The 23503-nt window shown below is 74.6% G+C and carries 22 protein-coding genes; 11 read left to right on the top strand and 11 right to left on the bottom strand.

The genetic code is table 11. The features are described 5' to 3' along the window. Positions 1-198: 198 nt before the first annotated feature. Both ABZ842_RS37845 and ABZ842_RS37840 read right to left on the bottom strand, forming a co-directional pair. Positions 199-1131, bottom strand: coding sequence for a class I SAM-dependent methyltransferase (locus ABZ842_RS37845; protein WP_361548078.1), 933 nt, complete (start codon positions 1129-1131; stop codon positions 199-201). Between the two features lie 26 nt (positions 1132-1157). Then, positions 1158-2135, bottom strand: coding sequence for an AraC family transcriptional regulator (locus ABZ842_RS37840; RefSeq protein ID WP_361548075.1), 978 nt, complete (start codon positions 2133-2135; stop codon positions 1158-1160). Positions 2136-2252: 117 nt separating this feature from the next. On the opposite strand from ABZ842_RS37840, the gene ABZ842_RS37835 reads away from it, so the two are divergent. Further along, positions 2253-3149, top strand: a complete 897-nt coding sequence (locus ABZ842_RS37835) for an NmrA family transcriptional regulator (protein ID WP_361548072.1) — start codon at positions 2253-2255, stop codon at positions 3147-3149. A gap of 48 nt (positions 3150-3197) precedes the next feature. Here ABZ842_RS37835 and ABZ842_RS37830 read toward each other — a convergent pair whose 3' ends face one another. From ABZ842_RS37830 to ABZ842_RS37820, 3 genes are all read right to left on the bottom strand, one after another. Beyond that, a complete protein-coding gene (locus ABZ842_RS37830) occupies positions 3198-3503 on the bottom strand; it encodes a 4a-hydroxytetrahydrobiopterin dehydratase (protein ID WP_361548069.1) in 306 nt (101 codons plus the stop codon). Positions 3504-3704: 201 nt separating this feature from the next. Continuing rightward, positions 3705-4580, bottom strand: coding sequence for an alpha/beta fold hydrolase (locus tag ABZ842_RS37825; protein ID WP_361548066.1), 876 nt, complete (start codon positions 4578-4580; stop codon positions 3705-3707). A 59-nt stretch (positions 4581-4639) separates the two neighbouring features. Next, positions 4640-6196 carry an ATP-dependent DNA ligase gene (locus ABZ842_RS37820; RefSeq protein ID WP_361548063.1) on the bottom strand — a complete coding sequence of 519 codons (1557 nt, stop codon included), beginning with the start codon at positions 6194-6196 and terminating at the stop codon, positions 4640-4642. A gap of 528 nt (positions 6197-6724) precedes the next feature. On the opposite strand from ABZ842_RS37820, the gene ABZ842_RS37815 reads away from it, so the two are divergent. The 6 genes from ABZ842_RS37815 to ABZ842_RS37790 all read left to right on the top strand — a co-directional run bounded on the left by ABZ842_RS37815 (position 6725) and on the right by ABZ842_RS37790 (position 12700). Then, positions 6725-7966 carry an MAB_1171c family putative transporter gene (locus tag ABZ842_RS37815; protein ID WP_361548060.1) on the top strand — a complete coding sequence of 414 codons (1242 nt, stop codon included), beginning with the start codon at positions 6725-6727 and terminating at the stop codon, positions 7964-7966. 44 nt (positions 7967-8010) lie between these two features. Further along, positions 8011-9408, top strand: a complete 1398-nt coding sequence (locus tag ABZ842_RS37810; protein WP_361548057.1) for a pyridine nucleotide-disulfide oxidoreductase — start codon at positions 8011-8013, stop codon at positions 9406-9408. Positions 9409-9547: 139 nt separating this feature from the next. Further along, positions 9548-10114 (top strand): hypothetical protein, encoded by a 567-nt coding sequence (locus ABZ842_RS37805; RefSeq protein ID WP_361548054.1) that lies wholly within the window; start codon positions 9548-9550, stop codon positions 10112-10114. A 15-nt stretch (positions 10115-10129) separates the two neighbouring features. Further along, positions 10130-11335 (top strand): MAB_1171c family putative transporter, encoded by a 1206-nt coding sequence (locus ABZ842_RS37800; RefSeq protein WP_361548051.1) that lies wholly within the window; start codon positions 10130-10132, stop codon positions 11333-11335. A gap of 109 nt (positions 11336-11444) precedes the next feature. Beyond that, positions 11445-11864 carry an SsgA family sporulation/cell division regulator gene (locus tag ABZ842_RS37795; protein ID WP_361548048.1) on the top strand — a complete coding sequence of 140 codons (420 nt, stop codon included), beginning with the start codon at positions 11445-11447 and terminating at the stop codon, positions 11862-11864. Positions 11865-11884: 20 nt separating this feature from the next. Then, positions 11885-12700 (top strand): helix-turn-helix transcriptional regulator, encoded by an 816-nt coding sequence (locus ABZ842_RS37790; RefSeq protein WP_361548046.1) that lies wholly within the window; start codon positions 11885-11887, stop codon positions 12698-12700. Here ABZ842_RS37790 and ABZ842_RS37785 read toward each other — a convergent pair. The 4 genes from ABZ842_RS37785 to ABZ842_RS37770 all read right to left on the bottom strand — a co-directional run bounded on the left by ABZ842_RS37785 (position 12690) and on the right by ABZ842_RS37770 (position 16375). After that, positions 12690-13112: a hypothetical protein gene (locus ABZ842_RS37785; protein ID WP_361548043.1), complete on the bottom strand. Its 423-nt coding sequence runs from the start codon at positions 13110-13112 to the stop codon at positions 12690-12692. The genes ABZ842_RS37790 and ABZ842_RS37785 overlap by 11 nt on opposite strands. 233 nt (positions 13113-13345) lie before the next feature. Beyond that, positions 13346-13516, bottom strand: coding sequence for a hypothetical protein (locus ABZ842_RS37780; RefSeq protein WP_361548040.1), 171 nt, complete (start codon positions 13514-13516; stop codon positions 13346-13348). An 86-nt stretch (positions 13517-13602) separates the two neighbouring features. Then, positions 13603-13914: a hypothetical protein gene (locus ABZ842_RS37775; RefSeq protein ID WP_361548037.1), complete on the bottom strand. Its 312-nt coding sequence runs from the start codon at positions 13912-13914 to the stop codon at positions 13603-13605. Between the two features lie 271 nt (positions 13915-14185). Continuing rightward, entirely contained in the window at positions 14186-16375 is a 2190-nt protein-coding gene (locus ABZ842_RS37770) for a phage holin family protein (protein WP_361548034.1), read from the bottom strand. Positions 16376-16753: 378 nt separating this feature from the next. Between ABZ842_RS37770 and ABZ842_RS37765 the strand changes: the two genes are divergently transcribed. After that, on the top strand, positions 16754-17530 hold the full coding sequence (locus ABZ842_RS37765) for an MBL fold metallo-hydrolase (RefSeq protein WP_361548031.1): 777 nt from the start codon (positions 16754-16756) through the stop codon (positions 17528-17530). Between the two features lie 41 nt (positions 17531-17571). Then, positions 17572-18225, top strand: coding sequence for a VTT domain-containing protein (locus ABZ842_RS37760; protein ID WP_361548081.1), 654 nt, complete (start codon positions 17572-17574; stop codon positions 18223-18225). 43 nt (positions 18226-18268) lie between these two features. Here the strand turns inward: ABZ842_RS37760 and ABZ842_RS37755 are convergent, their stop codons facing one another. Together ABZ842_RS37755 and ABZ842_RS37750 are read right to left on the bottom strand one after the other, a co-directional pair. Then, complete coding sequence (locus ABZ842_RS37755) at positions 18269-19408, bottom strand: MBL fold metallo-hydrolase (RefSeq protein WP_361548028.1); 1140 nt, start codon at positions 19406-19408, stop codon at positions 18269-18271. An 86-nt stretch (positions 19409-19494) separates the two neighbouring features. After that, positions 19495-20724, bottom strand: a complete 1230-nt coding sequence (locus ABZ842_RS37750; protein ID WP_361548025.1) for an aminotransferase class I/II-fold pyridoxal phosphate-dependent enzyme — start codon at positions 20722-20724, stop codon at positions 19495-19497. A gap of 290 nt (positions 20725-21014) precedes the next feature. Between ABZ842_RS37750 and ABZ842_RS37745 the strand changes: the two genes are divergently transcribed. Together ABZ842_RS37745 and ABZ842_RS37740 are read left to right on the top strand one after the other, a co-directional pair. Continuing rightward, positions 21015-22472 carry a phosphatase PAP2 family protein gene (locus ABZ842_RS37745; protein WP_361548022.1) on the top strand — a complete coding sequence of 486 codons (1458 nt, stop codon included), beginning with the start codon at positions 21015-21017 and terminating at the stop codon, positions 22470-22472. 98 nt (positions 22473-22570) lie between these two features. Next, positions 22571-23413 (top strand): class I SAM-dependent methyltransferase, encoded by an 843-nt coding sequence (locus ABZ842_RS37740; RefSeq protein WP_361548019.1) that lies wholly within the window; start codon positions 22571-22573, stop codon positions 23411-23413. Positions 23414-23503 lie beyond the last annotated feature (90 nt).

Raw genomic sequence — 23503 nt, 5'->3', positions numbered from 1 at the left:
CCCATGCCCTCCGGGCATGGGGGGCGGAACTGCGCGAACAGCCACAGACGGGCCGCAGACGCCATGACCGCACACGCACCACGGCGCAAGCGCGCCAGCCGGCACGGCACTGCCGAACGGGCCACGCGGGACCTTGCGGACACGACCTCGCGCCAACACTCCCCGCAGGGAACTGACGGCTACGTCCCGAGGCACAAACTAGGCGCGGCGGGCCGTGTGCACCGTGCGGGCCGCCAGGAGGAAGACGTCCGCGCGGTTCAGCACGCCCGCGGGGTCATCGGGGTCAGCCAGCCGCGTCAGGACGGCGAGGTCGTCCTCGCTCAGGAACTCCTCGCTGCCGCTGCGCCGGTGGGCGAGGTTGACGGCGAGGTGCTCGCGCACCTGGGCCGGGGCCGGCGCCGGCACGTCCAGCAGGAAGGACCGCGCCCCGGTCGGGGCGAGACCGGCCGCGCCCAGCAGCGCCCGCCAGTCCTCCACCTCTTCCTTGGTGCCCGGCAGCGCGGCCCGCATCGCCTCGAAGCGCTCCGCGTTCGCGGCGTCGAGACGGACCTCCAGGCCCGGGCGCCCCATCCCGATGTCCCGCGGCAGATGGCGCGCCGGCAGGCCGCCCTCCACCAGGGCGACCACCCCGCCCGGGCGCAGCAGCCCGCCGAGGTCCGCCAGTGCGCCGCGCTGGTCGCCGACGTGGTGCAGGGAGTCGCCGGCCCAGATCACGTCCGCCGTGCCGAGGGCGTCGAGTCCGCCGGGCAACTCGGCCTCGATCGTGGCGAAGCGCCCCCCGTACCCGAGGCGCTCGGCCCGGGCGCGGGCCCGCTCCAGGAGCTCCGGCGTGGCGTCCACGGCGACCACCTCCGCCTCGGGGAACGCCTCGGCGAGCAGCCCGGCGATCACACCGGGGCCACTGCCGACGTCCAGGATCCGGCGCACCCCGGAGGCCGGGGCCAACTCGCCGAGCCAGGCCGCGGCCTGCCGGTAGAGCGGGGCGTACACCTCGGCACCGCGCTCCAGGAGCGGTCCCATCTTCGCCCAGTCCATCTGACCGTTGTCGCCGTGACCATGGCTGTGGTCGTGGGTGTGGGCGTGCTGCTGGTGGGCGTGGTGCGGTGCGTGGTGCTCATCGTTTCGGGTCATGGCCACAGCGTCGCCCGTGTCGTCGATCAGAGCGAGATTTGTTGCTGGTGCGGCAAAACGAATGTGCCGTCCGCGCCTCGCTTGCGGTGTTCCTGGGGGCTGACGCCGCGAACCCGCTTGAAGGCCGCGCTGAAGGCGAAGGCGCCGCCGTAGCCGACCTTGCGGGCGATCGCCTCCACGGTGGCCTCGGACTCGCGCAGCAGGTCGGCGGCGAGGTCGATGCGCCAGCGGGTGAGGTACGCCATCGGCGGCTCGCCCACGAGGTCGTGGAAGCGGCGCGCCAGGCCGGCCCGGGAGACCCCGCACTTCTCCGCGAGCGAGGCGACCGTCCAGGCGTGCGCCGGGTCGTCCTGGAGCAGCCGCAGGGCCCGCCCCACCACCGGGTCGCCCATGGCCCGGTACCAGGCGGGGGCGCCCGCGTCCGGCCGGGAGAACCAGGCCCGCAGCGCCACCACCAGCAGGAGGTCCAGGATCCGGTCCAGCATCACGCTCTGGCCCGGGTCGTCGCGCACGATCTCCTCGTCGAGCACCGGCAGCAGCGGGCAGGACCACTCGTCGGCCCGCAGGTGCACGAGGTCCGGCAGCGAGGCCAGCAGCCGCCCGCTGACCTCGCCGGCCATGAGGTAGGTGCCCACCTGCATCACGGCCGAGCCCTCGGGGTCGTTCCCCCATACCCGTACGCCCATCGACATGGCCTCCGCCAGCGGCTCGCCGTGCAGGGTGCGGCAGTCGCCGCCGGGTCCCACCAGCGCCATCGGCTCGGTCGCCGGGCTGTCGGCGACGGTGTACGGGGCCGGTCCGCGGGCGATCGCCACGTCACCGGGGCTCAGCAGCACGGGCTCACCGGCGTCGGGGACGATCCACGCCTGCCCCTGCGTCATGCACATCAGCGCCAACGGGGCCCGGTCCGCCACGCGCACCGACCACGGCGGCTCCATCACCATCCGCAGCAGGAAGGCACCGCGGGCCCGGGGGCCGTCCAGCAGTCCGGCGAGTACGTCCATGGCGCCCAGCGTACGGCGCCCCGGCGTCCAAAGCCGAGCCGCGAACGTAGACGCACACGTATGGGATTGATCCTGTGGAGCATGGAGAGTCCACGCGGCAGCCGCGAGTCTGGAGCCATGACGAAGCACACCGCAGCGAACACGACAGCGAACACGACGGCCCGCACCGCGGCGGACCGGCCCACGACGGAGTCGGCCGACGGGCAGATCACGGTGCTGGTGACCGCGGCCACCGGCAAGACCGGACGACGGGTGGTCCCCCGGCTGACCGCACGGGGCATCACCGTACGGGCGGGCTCGCGCCACGGCGAGACCGTCTTCGACTGGGAGTCGCCGGACACCTGGGCGCCCGCGCTCAAGGGCGTGCAGCGGGCGTACGTCAACTACTACCCCGACCTCGCGGCCCCCGCTGCCGCGCAGGCCATGCGCGCCTTCGGAGCGGCGGCGGCCGAGGCCGGCGTCGGCCGGCTGGTGCTGCTGTCCGGGCGGGGCGAGCCGGAAGCGGTGGCCTCCGAGGCGGCGCTCGCGGAGGGCGGCGTGCCGCTCACCGTGGTGCGCGCCAGCTTCTTCGCCCAGAACTTCAGCGAGGGCCCGATGGCCGAGGGCCTGGGGCGCGGTGAGATCGCCTTCCCCGCCGGGGACACCGCGGAGCCCTTCATCGACGCGGAGGACCTGGCGGACGTGCTGGTCGCCGCGCTCGTCGAGGACGGTCACGAAGGACGTACGTACGAGGTCACCGGGCCGCGCCCGATCACCTTCGCCGAGGTCGCCGCGGAGATCTCCGCCGCCCTGGGGCGGGAGATCCGCTATGTGCCGCTGCCCGGCGCCGCGTACCGGACGGCCCTTCAGGAAGCGGGCCTGTCGGAGCCCGAGGCGAGTTGGCTGACCGAGCTGTTCACCACGCTGCTCGACGGGCACAACGCGTCCACCACCACCGACGTGCGCGAGGTGCTGGGCCGGGAGCCCGGGGACTTCGCCGCCTTCGTCCGGCGCGAGTGGCCGGCCGAGGGGTGAGCGGAGCGCCCGCGCCGACGGGGATGCCGGGGCCGGGCGGACGGCCCGTCAGGTCGCCTCGTGCGCCGGCGCCACGCCCTGCACGCGCTGCGCGAGGGCCACGTCCCGGTTGGTGAGGGCGCCACCCGCGTCGTGGGTCTGCACGGCGAGGTCGACCGAGTGGTAGCCGAGCGTCACGTCCGCGTGGTGGTTCAGCTCGTCCTGGATGACGGCGACGTGCTGCACGAAGGCCGCCGCGGCGAGGTGCGAGCCGAGCCGGTAGCTGCGGGTGAGCCGGCCGTCGGCGACGGACCAGCCGGGGAGTTCGCGGAGGTGTTCCTCGATCTGCTGCGGGGAGAGCGGCTGCGCGGGCATGGGCGGGCGTTCCTTTCACGTATGCGAGCACGGTCGCGGATGCGGCACGGGCACGGGCACGGGCACGGGCACAGATACGGGTTACGGGTTACGGGTTACGGGTTACGGGTTACGGGTTACGGGTTACGGGTTCTAGCGTGCCCCGTCGGCGCGCGTCCCGCCCGCTCCCCCGCCAGACCGCACTTCGCCCCTGCCCCCGCGTCACCGCACCGGCCGGACGTGCCCCAGCAGGGTGACCAGGATGCGGTGGGCGTGCGTCCACAGGACGGCGCCGCCGGCGTCGGGGACGAGGTGCCGTACGGCCGCGGGGATGCGGGACGTGAGAAGGGCCCCCTGGTCCGGGGAGTGGCTGCGGTCCTCCGTTCCGTACCACACGTCCACGGGGACGCGGATCGAGGCGAGGTCGATGCCCCACCGCCCCATGGCGAGCACCGTGTCGCGGGCGTAGCCCCCGGCCCCCTGGGCGAAGGCTTCGTCCAGGGCCCGGCGGTAGGCGCCGGCGAAGGTCTCCTCCCGGTAGACGCGCAGGTCGCACTCCGGGCTCGCACCCATCACCAGGTCCAGCATCTGCTGCGGCGTGAAACCGGCGAAGACCTCTTCGGCCGCCCCGGGGTCCCCCACGGACAGGTCCACCAGGTGCCGCAGTTCGGGCGGGAGCCCGTCGGCGAAGCGGGGGTCGGCGATCTCGTCGGCGGCCGAGACGAGGGCGAGTGCGCCGACCACGTCGGCGGCGGCGCAGGCCAGGGCGAACGGGGCGCCCTGGGAGTTGCCGACCGCGGCCGGTCGCCCGAGCCCCCTGCGGGCGGCGAGCACCCGGACGTCCTCGGCGAAGTCCGCGAGGGTGCGCCCCGGCGCCGGGGTCGAGGCGCCGAGCCCGGGCCGGTCGACGGAGACGAGCCGGGCGTCGAGCGCGGTCAGCGCGTCCGCGCCGAAGCCGAGGCTGCGGCTGGTGGCCGCCCCGGGGCTGAGCAGGACGGGCGTGCCGTCCCGCGGGCCCCATTCGGCCCAGCCGATGAGCCGCCCGTCGGGCAGTCGTTCTTCCCCCGTGCGCGCCGGGGCAGCGATGTGAGTGATCACGCCCTCATGATGGGCGTCGAGGTCGTGGACTGCGTACTCATTTTTCGTGATTCGCCTGCTCAGGGGCGCGGCGGTACGGGCTTCGGGCCCGCCAGCACCCGCTCGACCGGGTCCGCTTGATCCGCCTGCTTGTCGGGGCGGTGGCGTACGACGCGGGCGAACCGCAGCGTCACCCCGGCCGGGTAGCGCGACGAGCGCTGGATCCCGTCGTAGGCGATCTCCACGACGAGCTCGGGCCGGACCCGGACCGTGAACCCGTCGTCGGACACGGCGAGTTCACCGAGCCGACGGGTCTGCCAGCGCAGCATCTCGTCCGTGAGGCCCTTGAACGTCTTGCCGAGCATCACGAAGGAGCCGTCCGCGGCCCGCGCCGCGAGGTGGAGGTTGGACAGCAGGCCGGTGCGCCGGCCGTGGCCCCACTCGGCGGCGATCACGACCAGGTCGAGGGTGTGCACCGGTTTGACCTTCAGCCAGGCGCGGCCCCTGCGACCGGCGACGTACGGCGCGTCCAACGCCTTGACCAGAACGCCTTCCTGGCCGCGCGCCAGGCTGCGGCTCAGGAAGTCCTCGGCCGCGGCGAGTTGCGCGGCGTCGCCGGGGTCGGTGACGACGATGCGGCGCACCCGTAGCTCCTCGGGCACCAGGCGGGCGAGCGCGGCGTGGCGTTCGGCTCCGGGCAGATCGAGGGTGTCCCTCCCGTCGGCGGCGAGCACGTCGAAGAAGACGGGGGTCACGGGCAGGGCGGCGCGGGCCGTCGCCACGTCCGCACGGGAGCCGACGCGGGAGGCGATCTGCTGGAAGGGGACGGGGCGGCCGTCCTCGTCCACCGCGATGACCTCGCCGTCCAGCACGAACCCGTCGCCGGCCAGGGACCGCGCCGCCGCCACGACCTCCGGGAGTCGATCGGTGATGTCGTCGAGGGAGCGGGTGTGGAGGTGCACCGCTTCGCCGTCGCGGTGCACCTGGACGCGGATGCCGTCCAGCTTCTCCTCGATCGAGCAGGCGGTGTGGAGGGTGCGTACGGCCTCGGTGACCGAGGCGGCGGTGTGCGCCAGCATCGGCAGTACGGGGGTGCCGACGCGCAGCCGGAAGCGGTCGAGCGCGGCGGGCCCGTCGGCCTGCACGGCGGCGGCGACCCGCGGTAGCGAGCCGTCGAGCATCACCGCCCGGCGCACGGCGTCCGGCGCGGCGCCGGTGGCCCTGGCCACCGCCTCCAGCGCGACCGCGTCGAGGGCGCCTTGACGCACTTCGCCCAACAACAGCCCGGTGAGGAAGTGCTGCTCGGGCGCGGTGGCCGCGGCCAGCAGCGCCCGGACCAGCCGTCGGCGCTCGCCTTGGGCGCCGGCTCCGGCGACCCGGGCGAGCGCGGTCAGCGCCGCGTCGGTTTCGGCGACGGTGAGCGTGGCGGACGCGGCCGGCGGCGGCGGTTCCTTGAGGGTGCTCCAGCCGACGCCGATGCGGCCCTGCGGGACCCGGCCGGAGAGGTAGGAGATGACCGGGCCGAGGTCTTTTGGCTCGGCGGCGGCGAAGACCTCGGCGAGCAGGGCGGTCTTGCGCGAGCGCGCGGATGCGGCGGCCACGTCCCGGGACACTTCGGCGAGCCGTGCCAGGAGCATGCGGCCATCGTGCCCCGTACGGCCCGCCGCCGCACCTGCGCGGGGCGCCCCGGGCAGGTGCGGCAACCGTTCGACGCACGATCCGGCACCGCAGCCGACGCCGTCCGCACGGCGACCCACGCCCGCCCGCACGACGGCCCGCGCGGCAGCCTGCAAGAGAGCCCGGGCGGCTCGGCGCGATGGCCCACGCGGGATTTCTTTTGCACACCTGTACGAAGTACGGTGGCACGATCGCACGGCCGGTGACGGTCTCGATGCGGCGTGTACAGGGGAGTTGGGGAAGGCGCGCGATCCGACGGGGCCGCGCCGAGGTCGGATCCGCATCGGTCGACGAGGGGCGTGGTGCAGTGTGCGACAGAACCGGAGCAGTGTGCCGAGCGCGCCTCGGCGGGCGCCGGGTGCGGCCCGCTCCCCCGCGGTCGTCGTCGGCCGGCCGCACCGGGTCGGCTGAGCGCTCCTTGCGGGCGGACGGCGCGAGCCCCGGTCCGACCGGCCTCGCATGACGACGACACCTGGAGCCCGTTCCGTATGGCCACGGACCTGACCATGCTGGTGCCCGGCGCCCTCCTCTTCGGGGCGTTCTTGCTGAAGCTGCCCGCGCTGCACCGCAACCGCGGGGACGCCCTGCTGCGGTGCGTCTGCGTGCTGCTGCTCCTGGCCAGTCTGGTGTTCCTCCTGGGCATGGTCTCGGTGATCGCGGCGATCAACCGGGTCGTCGGCGTCCCCAACGCCGCCGCACCGCTCGTGTACGCCGTGCTGTCCGCGTTCTCCGGGGCGTGCGTCATCCTGGTGATCATCTGGCGCGGGGGCGTCACCGAGCGCACCCGCCGGGCCACGTCGGCGTGCTCGGTGGCGTACGGCGCCGTGTGCGTCGCGCTGCTCGTCCTGTTCGCACTCGGGGACGCCTCCGAGGAGCGGCTGCGCGACCTCGACACGCACTACGCCAACACGCCCTTCATCCGCGAGATGATCGTCCTGTACCTGCTGGCGCACACCACGGCGGCCGTGTTGACGACGGTGCTGTGCTGGCGCTGGTCGCGCCGGGTGAGCGGGGTGCTGCGGGTCGGGCTCGTGCTCATCGTCGTCGGCTACGTCCTGAACACCGGTTACGACGCGGCCAAGTTCACCGCCGTCGGCGCCCGGTGGGCCGGCCGGGACCTCGACTACCTGTCGACGCAGGTCGCCCCGCCGTTCGCCGCCGCGTCCGCGCTGCTGATCAGCGTCGGGTTCGTACTGCCGCTGGTCACCGAGCGCGCGGTGATCGAGTGGCGCACCGCGGTGCGCCACCGGCGCCTCAAGCCGCTGGCCGACCTGTTGGCGGGCGCGGGGGCCGCCGGCGCGGCCCGGGTCACGATCGGGCCGCTGGCCGCCCTGCAACTGCGGCTCACCCAGCGCGAAGCCGCCATCCACGACGGGCTCATCACCCTGCGCCCCTTCTTCGACGCCCGGGTGCACGAGCAGGTCTTCGCGCGGGCGCGCGCCGCCGACTACACCCCCGACCGGGCCCGGGCCGCCGCCGACGCGGCCATGATCGCCGCGGCCCGGAAGAGCCACGACGACGAAACCGTCCGGGACACCCGACCCGACCGCACGGCGGTCGACCGCGACGGCCCGCGCGACGGCGGTGCACCGCCCGTGCTGCCGTCCACCGGCGCGGACGACCTGGTGCGCACCTCGCTCGTCCTGGACCGCTGCCCGCTGGTCCGGGAAGCACTTGTCCACGAAGCGGGCCGCCGCAGGGCGGCCATGTCTGAGAGCGGCAATCCATGACCGAACCCTTCTCGTCCCCCCGACAGCGAGGCCCCCGCAGGGCCGTGATCGTCGGAGGGGGGATCGCGGGCCTCCTCGCCGCGGCTGCGTGCCGGGCCTTCGTCCAGGAGGTCGTCGTCATCGAGCGGGACGTCCTGCCGGACCGGCCGGCCCCCCGCAAGGGACTGCCCCAGGCCCGTCACGCCCACATGCTCTGGTCGGGCGGCGCGGACGCGATGGAGTCGCTGGCGCCCGGGGTCACGGGCACGCTGCTGGACGCCGGGGCGCACCGCATCCCGCTGCCCACGGGCATGGTGTCGCTCTCCCCCGAGGGCTGGTACCGGCGCTGGCCGGAGTCGCACTACATCCTGGCGTGCAGCCGGGACCTGCTCGACTGGGCCGTGCGCGACCGGGTGCTGCCGGGCGGCGGGATCACCGTCCTCACCGGGGCGGAGGCGCTGGGCCTGAGCGGGAACGCCCGCCGCGTCGACGGGGTGTGGATCCGCGAGGAAGCCGGCCCGGCGCGGCGGATCTGCGCCGATCTGGTCCTGGACGCCTCCGGGCGGGCCTCGCGCGCACCGCACTGGCTCGCCGCGCTCGGCGCCGGCCCGGTCCGCGAGATCACCGTCGACGCCGGGGTCGCGTACGCCAGTCGGATCTACCGCGCGCCGAAGGGCGCCGACGAGGGCTGTCCGGTCTTCACCATCCAGGCGGATCCGCGCCGCGGCGGCCCCGGCCAGATCGCCACGATCATCCCGATCGAGGACGGGCGCTGGCTGGTGAGCCTGTCGGGCACCCGCGGCGGCGAGCCCACCGCCGACGAGGCCGCCTACCTCGACTTCGCCCGCGGCGTGCGCCACCCCCTGGTGGGGCAGCTCCTCGCCCACGCGGAACCGCTGAGCGACATCGCGGTGACCCGTAGCACCGTCAACCGGCGGCGGCTGTACGAGCGGGCGCGCAACCTCCCCGACGGGTTCGTGGCGATCGGGGACTCCGCCGCTGCCCTGAACCCGGTGTACGGACACGGTCTGTCGGTGGCCGCGCTCGGGGCGGTCGCGCTCCGCCGCGAACTGCGCCGCGCGGGCGTCACCGCACCGGGACTGACCCGTCGGCTGCGTCGCGCCGTCGCCCGGCCCGCCGGGGTGGCGTGGGGGCTCGCCACCGGTCAGGACGTCTTCTACCCCGGCTCCGTCGGCCGTTCACCCAATCCGGTGGACCGGCTGGTCAGCCGTTATGTGAACCGTCTGGTGGAGACGTCCACCGGTTCGTACGCGATGGCGAAGGCGCTCACGGACGTGATGACGCTCCAGTCGGGCCTCGGTCGGCTGGTCCGGCCCCGGGTGCTCTTCTCCGCGGCCCGCGGCCCGCTGCGCCCGCGGCTGGCGAAGCCGCCGCTGACAGACCGTGAACTCGGCTTCCTCGCACCGGCGGACGCCCTCTCGTCCGGCGCCGAAGCCACCTGAGCGCTTCGCGTGTGCACACGGGGCCGCGCGGGTCGGCCGGCGACCATTCACAGCCAATCTGACGTGCATAAACGCAGGTCAGAGTAGTGCCCTGGCGCAACCGTCGGTACGGTGTGGTCCGGACGAGCAGGGGAGGCGAGTGAGCACCAAGAGCACCCGGAGTGCCATGCGCGAACTCCGTGACGATCTGGCGCACGCACTGGAGCGGGCCGGTCCCAGCGGCCCCGACGACGTGTTCGCCGCGCTGTGCGCGCGGCTGGGCGAGCGGCGCGGCAGACCGGTGGTGCTGCGGCTGGTGGAGTTCCCGCCGGGCACCGCGAGCGGGCTCTACCTGGACATGACGGACCGGGACGTGATCTGCGTCCAAGCCAACACCCACCCCTCGCACCAGTTGGTGATATTCGGTCACGAGGTCTGGCACATGATGGCCGGTCACGGCGGCGGCCACGCCGACCTGCCGAGCAGCGCCGTCCCCGCGCCCGAGAGCCGGGAAGCCCCGGACGGGGCCGTGGCCGCGGTGCAGGGGCTGGCGGCGCGCACCGACTTCCGCCAGCGCCAGGAGACCGAAGCCGAAACCTTCGGGCTGGAGTTGGGCGCGCAGTTGCGGCCATGGTTGGTGGGGACGGCGGACCGCGGACCCCACAGCGAGCTCGCCCGACGGATCCACACCTCCCTCGGCAACCGCCGGGCGGGGCGCGCCGGCTGACGGACGGGAAGCGCCATGCGCAACAGCGACTACTACCTCCCCGCCATCGCCCTGGGGATCGCGTTCGTCGCGAAGTTCCCCGCGCTGCTGCGCGGTTGGCGCGATCCGCTGGTGCAGTCCGTGCACTTCCTGCTGCTGACCGCCGGCATCTGCTTCTTCTTCGCCGCTCCGCCGTCGATCACGGCCGTGAACCGGATCACGGGGGTCGCGAACCTCTCCGGCCCGCTCGTCTACAGCATCATGTGCGCCTTCGGCTGCGCCTGCCTCGTCCTGATCGTGAACTGGCGCGGCGGGCCGGCCGAGCGGGTCCGCCGCAGCACCCGGCGGTGGATAGCGGTGTACGGGGCCGCGATCGTGCTCATCTCGGTGCTGTTCGCGCTCGGGGACGCGCCCGTGGAGCGGCTGCGCGACCTCGACACGTACTACGCCAACACGCCCTTCATCCGCGAGATGATCGTCACCTATCTGCTGGCGCACATCACTTCGGCGCTGGTGACCTGTGTGATGTGCCTGCGCTGGGCCCGGGAGGTGCGTCAGTGGCTGCGGGCGGGGCTGGTGGTGCTGATGGTCGGCTTCGTGTTCAACCTCGGCTTCGGGGTCACCAAGCTGACCGCGGTCGTCGCCCGCTGGAACGGGCACGACTGGGACGAGCTCTCCACCGCGGTGGCCCCGCCGCTGGCCGCGTTCGGCGGGTTGGTGACGACGGTCGGCTTCCTGCTCCCGCTGCTGGGGCCGCAGGTCTCCGAGGCGCTGCGGGCCGGGGTCGCGCACGTGCGGCTGGGGGTGTTGTGGCGGCGGTTGCGCCCGCTGCGGTCCCCTGGGCTCGCTCCCGTGCCCGGGATCCCCTGGTGGGCCTCGCCCGAGCTGAGGCTGACGGTGCGGGAGACCGTGATCCACGACGAGTTGCTGAAGCTCCAGCCGTATCTGGACGACCGGGTGCGCCAGCGGGTGCACGACGCGATGCTCGCCGCCGGCCGCTCGGAGCCGGACCAGGCGCGGATCGTGGGGGTGGCCGCGATGCTGAGCGCCGCGATCGCGGCGCGCGGGCAGGGGTGCTCGCCCGAGGAGGCCGACCAGGAGTACGCCCAGGCCGGCGCGGAGTCGCTGACGGCCGCGCTCGGGTTGGGCCGGGAGCGGCTGGTGCGCCTTTCAGGGGCGTTCCGCTCGCCGCACCTGGCCGAGGCGGCGCGAGGCGCGCAATCACGCCCCACCGAACGATGATGTGACACAGATCACCCGAACGTGTGAGGGGTGGGGTGCAGTGCTGGGGTGCCCTCGTGCGTCGTAGTGCACACGAGGAGCCGCACCAGCAGCCACGAAGGAGCACCTCATGTTCCCGACCGTCGAGCAGTCCGTCCCGGCGCACCTCATCAGCCAGGCCCCCGAGCCCGTTTCCGTGCCGGTGTGCCTGACGTACCGCGTCGACGACCCCCTGGCGGTGCGGATGACCTTCCCGGCCTCCGCCTGCCTCAGCGGCGCCAGTGTGACCTGGACGTTCGCCCGCGTGCTGCTGGACCGCGGGCTGCGCGCCCCGGCCGGCATGGGGGACGTGCGCGTGCGGCCGTGCCAGGACGGGCGGACGCTGGTGGAGCTGCGCTCGCCCGAGGGGGTGGCGCTGCTGCGGTTCACCACCGCACGGCTGCGGCACTTCCTGCTGCACTCGTACGCGACCGTGCCCGCCGAGTTGGAGGAGCGGGCGGTCGACGTCGACCGGGCGTTGGCGGAGCTGCTGGGGCAGGCCCGGGGGTAGGGGCGTATTACGGTCTGCTTATGACAACTCTCGCGTCGGACACAGGAGTGGGCCCTCTGCTGCGGAGCTGGCGTGAGCGTCGCCGCGTCAGCCAGTTGGAACTGGCCCTGCGCGCGGACTCCTCGGCCCGTCACATCAGCTTCATCGAGACCGGGCGCTCCCGTCCGAGCGAGGAGATGATCCTGCGGCTCGCGGAGCACCTGGACGTCCCCGTGCGGGAGCGCAACGCCCTGCTGTTGGCCGGCGGTTACGCCCCCCGCTACACCGAGACCTCGCTCGACGACCCGGCGATGAGCAGCCTGCGGGAGGGGATGCAGCAGCTGCTGCACGGCTACGACCCCTATCCGGCGATCATCGTGGACGGGCTGTACAACGTCGTCGCGGCCAACTTGGGGATGACCCGGCTCATCGAGGGCATCGCGCCGCACCTGTTGACGCCGCCGCTGAACGGGATGCGCATCACCCTCCACCCGGAAGGGCTCGCGCCGCGCATCCGCAACTTCCCCGAGTGGCGCGAACACCTGTTGCACCAGATGGAGCGGCAGTTGGCGCTGGTGCGCTCGGAGGAGCTGCGTGCGCTGTACGACGAGGTGGCCGGCTACCCCGTGCCGCAGGGCGAGGACGACGGGCCGGGCGCCGGCGCTCCCGGCGCCGCCCCCTACCCGTACTTCGCGCTGCCGCTGCGGATCGAGCACGAGGGCGAGGTGCTGTCCTTCGTCTCGTCCATCTCCACCTTCAACACGCCGATGGACGTGACCGTCGCCGAGTTGGCCATCGAGACGATGCTCCCGGCCGACCCGGCGACGCACGCCCACCTCCAGTCGCTCAGCCTTTGACGACTGCGCGCAGGGACGCCCACTGGGCCACCGCGAAACCGGCCACGACCAGGGCCTGGAGCGGGATCCACACGGCGCCCGCGGTCGTGGGGTCGAGCCAGAGCAGCACCCCCAGGATGCTGACCAGGGCGTAGACCACGTTGATGTCGACGACGGCCGTCACGGCGGCCGGGTGGGGCTCGCGGCGGCTCGCGAGGAGGGCGACGCCCAGCCCGTACGCGAAGATGGCGATTCCCACGGTCAGCAGCACTCCGGCGTCGACGCCGAGCAGTCGCCCGATGGGGCCCGACGCGGCGATGTACGCGATGCCGTTGGTCCCGGTGACGACCGCGTCCAGGGCGAGGAAGCGGCGCAGCATCACGGTGGGCTCGGTGGTGCGGGAGATGCCGGCGAGCAGGGTGGGTGCGGACATGGGGACCAACCTCCATCGGGAACGTACTGACCGGCCGTCGGGCCGTCGGGATCCGGAGCCCGAGCGGAGTGCGCCGCCCGGGTTCCGGTGAGACAAAGCCTGCCGGTGGGGGTGGGGGTGGGTCGATTACGCGAGAGGTAATGCCCTGCTCGGAACGGTCTTCCGGGCGGAGGGGGCGCGAGGCGCCGACGGGCGGCCGGCCGGTGGAACCCGGCCGGCCGCCCGCTGGTGGTTCAGCCCCTGCGCTCGTCGACGGCGCGGACCAGCGGGGGTCGCGGTTCGGACTCCTTCGCGGGTCCGTTCTCGGCGGCCTGCTGTCGCTGACGCGCCTGCCGTTCGTCGGCGGCGCGGGTGGCTTCGGCCCGCAGCATGGCGTTCAGCGCGGCAAAGGGATCGATGGGCATGGCGGTGCTCCTCTTCGGGGTGGGGGGTCACTGCGTGCTGAGCGGGGCACGGCTCCGGTCCGACGTCGACCGGGCGTGCGCGCGGGTCAGCAGCGCAGGACCACGCACCGAGGAGCTTCGGGCGGCGGCGGTGGGGGCCGCAGCGGCGTCACGGCGGGCCGCGCCAGGACGTGGATGACCGTCGAACGCGCGCCGTACGGCCGCACGGCGGCACGGGCACGTGCGGCGGGCGCGGCACTCGCATACGCCTCCTCGGCCTGCCCCGTTGTGCCGCCTCCGGCGGCGTCACCGGCGGCGGACAGCGGAGCCCGCACTTCGGTGGCTTCCAGGGGCTGCGCTCCGGCCGCCCCCACGGAGGTCCCCGCCAGGGCGAACAGCGCGACCAGCACGATGAACACGGCGCGCAGTCCGCGCGCCCGGCCGCGCGCTCTGCACCACGCGCGGACGTGACACATCACGCGCGGGGAAACGGCCGGTGGCTGATTCATGGGGCGCAACCTCCTGGACAGGCATCCAGTCCCCGGTTTTCGCGCCGACACGACAGACCGCGGTCACCGTCCCCTCTCCCGGGGGACGTGCGTTACGCCGACTACCGGCGTGGCGGCCACCCGAACGCCCGCTCTTCGTGGGCCCTGCGCCGGCACCCGAGGGCGCGCCACCCGCCCGCGGCTACCCCCGAGCCCCGGCCCCGGACTCCGCGCCCCCGGCCGCCCCCGCGTCCGGCTTCTTGAGCGTCGGCGTCCCGTCGTCGGGGACACCGGGCGCCCCGGACGCCGCCGGCTTCCCCTGCTCCTCCGCCTCGTCAGCCTTGTCAGCTGTGCCTTCGGCGGGTATCTGCGGGCCCGCGCACTCGCGCAGCCACCGTCGAAAGACCCGGTGCACGCCCTCCGCACCGACCAGCTCCGCGCCGTCGTCGACGGGCGGGGACAGCTCGACCGGGGCGAGGACGAACGGCTGGGACTGCTCGCCGCCGAGCCCTCCGTGCGAGCCGATCTGCTCTTCGAAGGCGTGCACCCGCCCCGTCTCGGGGTCGTACATCGAATTCACCATGACGTCGGCGACGTGCGGGAAGGAGTCCGTGCGCCGCACGGCGTCGGCCGCGCCCTTGCCGAAGCCGGCCAGCGGACCGTCGTCGGACAGCTCGGCGACCGGCACTTCCTGCCCGGCCGCGCCCAACACCACCGAGCCGTGCGCCTCGCTGCGCACCAGGAGGAAGCCCACGCCGGGGTGGTTCGCCAGGGTGCTCAGCAGGGCGGGGTGACGGGCGTCGAGCTGCTCGCGGCTGAGCCGCTCGGGGACGTCGCCGAAGGAGATCAGCGCGAGGTTCCCGGAGGCGAGCACGAGCGGGTCGGCGCCCGGGTCCGGCCGCTCGTCGGCGCCCTCGCCCGACTTGCGGTGCAGCGCGTTCCGCAGCGCTGTCCGGGCGGCCTCGCGCGCTTCAGCACCGCTCTTGGACCGCTCGGCCCGCCGGGGCACGGGCAGTCCGCACCCGGCCCGCACGAGGTCCTTCAGCGTGAGCCCGTAGGCGCTCTCGAAGGTCTCGCCGGGGCTCTGGCCGTGGTCCGACAGCAGGACGATGCGGTACGGCCGCGGCGCGTGCTCGGCCACCTTGGCGATCAGGGCCAGCGAGCGGTCGAGGCGCTCCAGCACCTGGGCCGCGTCCCGGCTGTGCGGACCGGAGTGGTGGGCGACCTCGTCGTAGGCCACCAGGTCCGCGTAGACCGCGGTGCGTCCGGCGAGCATGTCGCCCATCACCGCGGCGACCACCACGTCCCGCTCCACGACGGTGGCGAACGCCCGGATGAAGGGGTACAGCCCGCCCCGCCGCACCCTGGGGCCCTCGTCGCGCAGCCGCGCCCGCAGGGACTGCACGACCTCCCTGACGACCTCGGCGAAGAAGGACACCGCGGTGCGGACGGCGTTCGCGGGATCGGAGAAGTAGGCGAAGTAACCGGCGCGGGAGCGATTGGCCCGGCCGCGGCGGGCGGCGACGGAGAGCACCAGGGCGACCTGTTCGGCACCGCCGCTGAAGAGATTGCCCCGGCTGGCGCCGTCCGCGGCGAGCAGCCCGCCGTCACCCGTCCGCTCGACGGCGCGGCGCTGGAGCTCCACCGCGCTCGCCGGTCGATTGCTCACCATGATCCGGCCGGTGTCCTTCTCGTACCACCGGAAGGCGGGGACGTCGAAGGTGGTGCCGTGGAGGATGCCGAGCTGGCTGGCGCCGGTCTGGCTGGACCAGTCCGTGCGCCAGGGGGTGAGCCGGTGGCTGGTGTCGAGCCACTGCGCGACGGTCGGCATCAGCCCGTCCTTGGCCGCCCGCAGCAGCACCTCGTGCCCCACCCCGTCGAGCTGGACGAAGACCAGGCCGGGGCAGTCGTCGCAGTCGGTGCCCTGGCGTCTTCTGCGGCGGGTGGCGAGGCGGGAGAGGCGGCGCCGGTACGCGTTGTCGTCGCGCACGGCGAGCGCGGTGGAGGTGGCCGATGCGACGGCGGACATCACGGCGGCCACCACCACCGCGGTCTCGGGCCCGACGTCGCCCCGGCCGTCCGGGATGAGCCAGAGCGCAACCAGCAACAACGAGCCGTTCAAGAAGAAGACCAGCAGCCCCAGGACGAGCGCGGGCACGAGCAGCAGTGCCCGCACCACGAGCGGCCACACCAGCGCGGTCAACAGGCCGAAGGCGCCCGCACCCCACGCGGCGGTCAGCGCCGTACGGGTGATGCTGTCGCCGTCGGCGGCCTGGAGCCGGAAGTCCGGCAGGGCGCCCGCGAGCGCCAGCATCGTCAGCGTGGACACCGCCCACACCACGATCACTCGAAGCAGGGCGCCCCCCGCCCTGTGCCATCGCCCTTCGGTCACTGCCGTTTCACCCCGTACCGTCCCCGTGCCGTGCTGGCGCCTCACTCGCGCCGTGCCTGTGCCTGTGCCTATTCCTGCCTCTGCGCCTGCGCCTGGCCTGTCCGTGCTCTGTGCTCGCTCTGTGCGCGCACTGCCGTCCCGCCGGGCGCCGGTACCAGCCTGGCACAGCCGCCACCGACCCCGTCGGCCCTGTGGATAACCTGCCACGGAACGCCCGCCTCCGCCCTCCGACCTGCGCCGACACCAGACGCGCCGGCGTCCGACGCGCCTTCGCCCGCCGCCCAGCCGTTCGACGCGCGCCGGCACCGCTGCGCAGAAGTGCCCTAGGCTCGGGGGCGAAGACGCGCTCACGGACGAGGGAGACGAGGGAGGGGCCGCGTGGCGGTGGAGGTCACCTGGTGGGGGCACGCCACCTGCACCGTCGAGGACTCCGGCGTGCGGGTCCTCACCGACCCGCTGTTCGTGCGCCGCCTCGCGCACCTCCGGCGCAGGCGCGGCGCGCTCCCCCCGCCCGAGGCCGCCGTGGCCGATGCCGTCCTCGTCTCGCACCTGCACTCCGACCACCTGCACCTGCCGTCGCTGGCCCGACTGGCGCCCGGGACCCGGCTGGTGGTGCCGCGCGGCGCGCCCCGCGCCGTCCCAGCCCTGGCCCGGCTCGACCTGCGGGTCACCGAGGTCGGCCCCGGCGACGAGGTCGACATCGGGCACGTCTCCGTACGGGCCGTGCCCGCGCTCCACGACGGTCGGCGGCTGCCGCTCGGACCGCACCGCGCGCCCGCGCTCGGCTACGTCATCAACGGCGCGGCGCGGACGTACTTCGCCGGCGACACCGGCCTCTTCGACACCATGGCGGACGAGGTCGGCCCGGTCGACGTCGCCCTGCTGCCCGTCGGCGGCTGGGGGCCCTACCTGGGCCACGGCCACCTCGACGCGGGCCGCGCGGCGCAGGCCCTCGCCGTCCTCGCGCCCCGCTCCGCGGTCCCGGTGCACTACGGCACGTACTGGCCCATCGGCATGGACAGCGTGCGACCGCACGAGTTCCACTCGCCGGGCGACGAGTTCGTCCGCAAGGCGGCCCGGCTCGCCCCCCGGGTGGCGGTGCACCGCCTCGGCCACGGCGAACGGGAACGGTTCGGGCCGGAGGCCGCTCGGTGACATCACGCCTGTCCGAGGTCGTCGGACAGCTGTCGGACACGGTGGGCGGGCTCGCGGACGCCGTCGGACGGCTGCCGTCCGAGTCCACCCAGCAGGCCGTCGGCTACCCCTCGCTCTTCCTGCTGGTGACGCTGGGGGCTCTGGTGCCGGTGGTGCCCACGGGCGCGGTGGTCAGCTCCGCCGCCGTGGTGGCCTTCCACCAGACCGACCCCCTGGCCCTGATGTACGTCTTCCTGGTGTCGTCCGCCGCCGCGTTCCTGGGCGACGTGACCCTGTACTGGCTCGGTCAGCGGGGCGTGCGCTCCCGCAACGGCTCCCGCTGGCTGGCGGAGCTGCGCGCCCGCGCCGCCCCCGAGCGCCTGGAGCAGGCGCAGCAGAAGCTGACGGACCACGGCGTCGCGGTCCTGGTGCTCTCCCGGCTGGTCCCGGCCGGGAGAATCCCGGTGATGCTGGCCTGTCTGCTCGCCAGGATGCCGCTGCGGGCGTTCGTCCGCGGCGACGTCCCGGCGTGCCTGGCGTGGGCGGCGACGTACCAGCTCATCGGCATCCTGGGCGGTTCGCTCTTCGACGAGGCATGGAAGGGGGTGCTGCTCGCGGTGGCGCTCACGGTCGTCATCAGCGGCGCGCCCGCGGTGTGGCGCCGGCTGCGCCAGGGCCGCCCGCACCGCCCGGGCTCCGCGGGCGGCCACGCATAGGGCCGAACGACCGGCGCTGCGAGCACGATCCGTACGACCGGCGTCACGCCGCCAGGACGCGCGACGCGCCGATCGGCAGGTCCCACAGCCGCTCGCGCGGCCGGCCCGTGCGCTCCCACGCCGCGCGCAGCCGCTCCAGCGGCTCCATGACGGGCTCGGCGGACAGCGCGAACGTCGCCCAGTGCATGGGTGCCAGGTGGCGTGCGCCCAGGTCCTCGAAGGCGCGCACCGCCTCTTCCGGGTCGGTGTGCACGTCGCTCAGCCACCACCGCGGCGCGTACGCGCCGATCGGCAGCAGCGCCACGTCGATGCCGGGGTGGCGGCGGCCGATCTCCTTGAACCAGTGGCCGTAGCCCGTGTCGCCGGCGAAGTACACCGATCCGCCGTCGGCGCCACCGATGCCGTCCGTGCCGCCGCTTCCATCGCTCCCGCCGCTGAGCACCCAGCCGCCCCACAGGGTGCGGTTGGTGTCGGTGAGGGTGCGGCGCGACCAGTGGTGGGACGGTACGAAGTCGAAGCGCACGCCCGCCAGCTCCGCGCCCTCCCACCAGTCCAGCTCCGTCACCCGGGTGAACCCCCGCCGACGGAACCAGCGTCCGAGGCCGGCGGGCGCGAACACGGGGGTCGCGGGCGGCAGCCGTTTGAGGGTGGGGGCGTCCAGGTGGTCGTAGTGGTTGTGGCTGATGACGACCGCGTCCACCGGCGGCAGGTCCTCCCAGCGCACGCCGACGGGGGTGAGCCGGGCCGGGGTGCCGAGGATGCGCCGTGACCACACGGGATCGGTCAGCACGGTCAACCCGCCCACGCGCAGCACCCAACTGGCGTGGCCGACCCAGGTCACGGCGACGGTCGCGGCGTCCACCACGGGCAGCGGGCCCGGTGCGAAGGGCAGCCGGGCCGCGTCCCGCAGCCCGCGGGCCCCGGGGCGCAGTCCGCCCTCGGCCGCCAGGCGCAGCACGGCGCGGACGCCCGGCATGGGGGCGGTGAGCCGGTCGGCGAACGAGCGGGGCCAGCGGCGCAGTTCGCCCAGTGGCCGGGTGCGGGACGCGGGAGACGAGTCGGGGGATCCCGTACGGACCGCGCCTGCCGCCCGCGGTCCGGCGGTCTGCGCGACGGCGCTCTCCCGCTCCGTCTTCGGCGTGTTCATCGTCTTCGCCAGGTCCATCGTGTCCACAGCGTCCACTGCGTCCCCCTGTGCCCGTCCCTCGTGTGCCGCACGGTCTCGACTGCGGTCCTTCCCTCCGTGCCGTCGCTCATCCGGGGCTCCGATCACCGCAGTTCATCGAAGGCCGTGCCCAAAGTGCTCAACGCCGCTGCGACGTGCGGCAGTTCAAGCGGTGCGGGGGACGCGAGGGACTGCGCGCGCTCCTCCGCCGTCGCCCCCGCGAGCGGCCCGGTGGAGATCCGCACCCGCAGGGCGCCCAACTCGTCCCCGAACCGGTGGCCGCCGGGCACGGGCGCGTTGAGCCGCCCCGTCAGGTACTCCTCCAGCTCCATGGAGTCGTTCACGCCGCGGGCGGCGAGGGCGGGGCGCAGCGGCCCGAGGTCGACGTACAGATGGCGTCCGGCCTGCGGCGGGCGGGCGAGGGCGCCGGCCGCGAGGACGGCGAGGTGGGCCGCCTCCGCGAGTTGGCCGTGCAGGGCTGCGGCCCGCTCCGCACGGTCCAGTACGGGCGCCGGCTCGCCCAGCGCGTATCCGGCGGCGACCGCGACGGGCTCCGCGACGCGCGCCCCGAGGGCGGCCAGCACGTCCAGGGTCCGATCCCGGTGCACCCGGTCGGACTCCGGGAAGCGGGCGACGGCCGCCGGCCAGGACGACGGCAGCAGCGCGCCCACCAGGTCGGTGAGGACGGTGACGTCGTCGGGGGCCATCTCCGCGGGGCTGACCAGCACGGTCTCGTGCGGTCGGTGCAGGGTGTCCCGCCAGGTCTCGTCGCTGACCACGTGCAGTCCCTGCGACACGGCCGCCTCGCACGCCTCCCGTACGAGTTCGGGGGGCGCCGCGCTCGCGGTGGGGTCGTCGGCGATGGACAGCAGCAGCACGCCGGGCCGGCCGCCCTCCGCCCTGACCCGCCGCACGGTCTCCAGCAGTGCGTACGGATCGGGCACGCCGCCGCTCTCCGCGGGCGTCGGCACGTGGTAGGCCGCGTGCCGCAGCAGCCGGGCCTGCGGGGTCCACCACGCGGGGCTCGGCCGGGGCAGCAGCACGTCCCCGTCGTACGCGGCGAGCAGCGCGAACAGCAGCGCCTGCGCCCCGGCGGCGGCCACGACCTCGTCGGGGCGGGTGCGCAGTCCGCGGCGGGCCCAGTACCCGGCGGCGGACTCGCGGATCGCGACGGTGCCGCCCGGGGGCTCGCCCGACGAGTGGGCGGCGGCTTCGGCGACGACCTCGACGAGCTCCGCCACCACCGGGAGCCCCGCTTCGGGTGCACCCGGTCCGAAGCGGACCGGGCCGTGGTCCTGAGCGGGCCCGTCGCCCTCGGTGCGGCCGGGGGCCATGCGCGTCACCTCCGTCGCTCGTGCCGCGGCGGCGTCGTCGTACCGAGCCGTCCTCCTGCCGCGGCGTCCTTGTGCCCGTCCGCCCTTCCTGCCTGCCTTCCTGCCCCTTGTTCCGTCCCTTCCTGCCCTTTATACGGACGGCCGGGTCGGCCCGCCCGTCGACCTGGGCCACCCGCGCCGGCCCGCGGTGCGGCCGTCGCCGGGCGGCCGATCGGCGGTGGGGAAGCGTGGCGGGCCGTGTCTGCGGGTAACCGCGAGCCATGAATGACGCGGAGCCTCAACACCGGTGGGTGAGCCGGTGGGACCGACGGATCTTCCAGGGCGTGGCCCGGCAGCAGTGGCCGGGCGCGGAACCGGTGCTGCCCCGGCTGAGCCGGGCGGCCAACCACGGCGTGCTGTGGTTCGGCGCGGCGGCCGGCATCGCCGCCGTGGGGCGCGACGCCCGGGCCCGCCGGGCGGCCGGGCGCGGCGTGGCCTCGCTCGCCCTCGCCTCGGCCCTGATCAACACGGTCGGCAAACGGACGGTCCGAAGATCGCGCCCGCTGTTGGACGCCGTGCCGCTGGTGCGGCAGCTGAAGCGGCAGCCGTTCACGACGTCGTTCCCCTCGGGGCACGCCGCGTCCGCCGCGGCCTTCGCGACGGGCGTCGCGATGGAGTCGCGGGGGTGGGGCGCGCTGGTCGCGCCGCTCGCCGCTTCGGTGGCGTTCTCCCGCGTGTACACGGGCGTGCACTATCCGAGTGACGTGCTGGTGGGCGCGGCGCTCGGGGTGGGGGCGGCGTTCGCGGTGCGAGGGCTGGTGCCGACCCGCTCCCAACTGTCGCCGCCGATGGCCCACCCGGTGGATCCGCCGGTGCTGCCGGAGGGCGACGGCCTGGTGGTCGTGGTCAACCGGCGGTCGGGGTCGGCGGCGCTGGCGGGCCTGGTGGCAGCCGCGCTGCCGCGGGCCGAGGTGGTCGAGTGCGAGCCCGGCGAGGTGGCCGCGGAGTTGGCGCGGGCGGCGCAGCGGGCGCGGGTGCTGGGGGTGTACGGGGGCGACGGCACGATCAATGCCGCGGCCACGGTCGCGGTCTCCCGCGGCCTGCCGCTCGCGGTGTTCCCCGGCGGCACGTACAACCACTTCGCGCACGACCTGGGGATCGAGTCGGTCCAGGACACGTGTCGTGCGCTCGCCGCAGGCGAGGCGGTACGGGTGGACCTGGGCCGATTCGCGGCGGGCCCGGGCGCGGCGTCGGCGGGGCGCACGTCGGTCGGGTACTTCGTGAACACGCTCAGCCTCGGTGTCTATCCGGAGCTGGTGCGCCTGCGGGAGCGCTGGGAGCACCGGTTGGGGGGCTGGCCGGCGGGGGTGCTGGCCGCGGTGACGGTGCTGCGCCGGGGCCGTCCGCTGGTGGTCGAGGTGGCGGGGCGCCGGCGCCCGGTGTGGCTGCTGTTCGCGGGGAACGGCCTGTACCGGCAGTCGGGTCCGGCGCCGGGCAACCGCCAGGACCTCGCGGACGGGCTGTTGGACGTACGCATCGTGCACGGCGGCGCCAACCCCGGGCTGCGGCTGGTGGCCGCGGCGCTCGCGGGCCCGCTCAGCCGCTCCCCCGTCCACGCGGCCCGGCAGCACCACCGCGTCCGCATCACGGGCATCGCACCGGGGACCCCGCTCGCGTACGACGGCGAGGTGACCGAGTGCCCGACGTCGCTGACGGTCGACAAGCTGCCCCGGGCACTGGTGGTCTATCGCCCCGAACGTCTTCTCTGACACCCCGCCTGACCACATCATGAGACACCCATCCCGTTATTCGATACGACTCCTCTAGGGTGGAGCAACCGTCGCCCGCCGTCGAGAGGCCAACAGCCGTGTCCGAGCCCGCCGTACGCGAGACCGCCGTCTACACCCACGGACACCACGAGTCCGTGCTGCGCTCCCACACCTGGCGCACCGCCGCCAACTCCGCCGCGTACCTCGTCGGCGAACTCCGCCCCGGGATGCGGGTCCTGGACATCGGCTGCGGACCGGGCACGATCACCGCCGACCTCGCCGAACTGGTCGCCGACGGTGACGGGGGCGGGGGCGGCGGTCACGTCACGGGCGTGGACCTGGCGTCGGACGTCGTCGCTCAGGCGCGGGCGCACGCCGAGCAGCGGGGCGTCGACAACGTCCGGTTCGCCGTCGCGGACGTCAACGCGCTGGAGTTCGACGACGACTCCTTCGACGTGGTCCACGCCCACCAGGTCCTGCAGCACCTCGGCGACCCCGTGGGGGCGCTGCGCGAGATGCGCCGGGTGTGCCGGCCGGGCGGGATCGTCGCCGTCCGCGACAGCGACTACGCCGCGTTCGCCTGGTACCCGGCCGTTCCCGCCCTGGACGCCTGGTCCGCGCTGTACCGCTCCGTCGCCCGCGCCAACGGCGGCGAGCCCGACGCCGGCCGCCGGCTCCAGTCCTGGGCGCGCGCCGCGGGCTTCACCGACGTCACCCCGGGCGCGGGCCTGTGGTGCTTCGCGACCCCGCAGGACCGCGCCTGGTGGAGCGGGCTGTGGGCGGATCGGACCACGGCCTCCCAGTACGGCCGGATCGCGGTGGACGGCGGCCACGCCACGCCGGAGGAGCTGGCCGCGATCGCCGAGGGCTGGCGCGCCTGGGGTGCGCACGAGGACGCGTGGTTCCTCGTGCCGCACGGCGAACTGCTCTGCCGCGCCTAGACGAGTAAGTCCGATGCTTTTGGTCAGTGGTCGTAGGCGATCAGTGATCGGGTGATCGGTGTTCCGTTGGCCCGGTTGTGCCAGATGGCT

The sequence above is a fragment of the Streptomyces sp. NPDC047315 genome (assembly GCF_040643215.1).
Lineage (GTDB): Bacteria > Actinomycetota > Actinomycetes > Streptomycetales > Streptomycetaceae > Streptomyces.
This window is presented reverse-complemented; position numbering and strand designations above follow the sequence as displayed.

Bases quoted from the DNA above. Each gene is read 5' to 3' on its own strand.
- ABZ842_RS37840 (WP_361548075.1), bottom strand. From the start codon at position 2,135: ATGGACGTACTCGCCGGACTGCTGGACGGCCCCCGGGCCCGCGGTGCC.
- ABZ842_RS37830 (WP_361548069.1), bottom strand. From the start codon at position 3,503: ATGCCCGCGCAGCCGCTCTCCCCGCAGCAGATCGAGGAACACCTCCGC.
- ABZ842_RS37845 (WP_361548078.1), bottom strand. From the start codon at position 1,131: ATGACCCGAAACGATGAGCACCACGCACCGCACCACGCCCACCAGCAG.
- ABZ842_RS37795 (WP_361548048.1), top strand. From the start codon at position 11,445: ATGTTCCCGACCGTCGAGCAGTCCGTCCCGGCGCACCTCATCAGCCAG.
- ABZ842_RS37815 (WP_361548060.1), top strand. From the start codon at position 6,725: ATGGCCACGGACCTGACCATGCTGGTGCCCGGCGCCCTCCTCTTCGGG.
- ABZ842_RS37785 (WP_361548043.1), bottom strand. From the start codon at position 13,112: ATGTCCGCACCCACCCTGCTCGCCGGCATCTCCCGCACCACCGAGCCC.
- ABZ842_RS37800 (WP_361548051.1), top strand. From the start codon at position 10,130: ATGCGCAACAGCGACTACTACCTCCCCGCCATCGCCCTGGGGATCGCG.
- ABZ842_RS37750 (WP_361548025.1), bottom strand. From the start codon at position 20,724: ATGGCCCCCGGCCGCACCGAGGGCGACGGGCCCGCTCAGGACCACGGC.
- ABZ842_RS37790 (WP_361548046.1), top strand. From the start codon at position 11,885: ATGACAACTCTCGCGTCGGACACAGGAGTGGGCCCTCTGCTGCGGAGC.
- ABZ842_RS37780 (WP_361548040.1), bottom strand. From the start codon at position 13,516: ATGCCCATCGATCCCTTTGCCGCGCTGAACGCCATGCTGCGGGCCGAA.
- ABZ842_RS37820 (WP_361548063.1), bottom strand. From the start codon at position 6,196: ATGCTCCTGGCACGGCTCGCCGAAGTGTCCCGGGACGTGGCCGCCGCA.
- ABZ842_RS37835 (WP_361548072.1), top strand. From the start codon at position 2,253: ATGACGAAGCACACCGCAGCGAACACGACAGCGAACACGACGGCCCGC.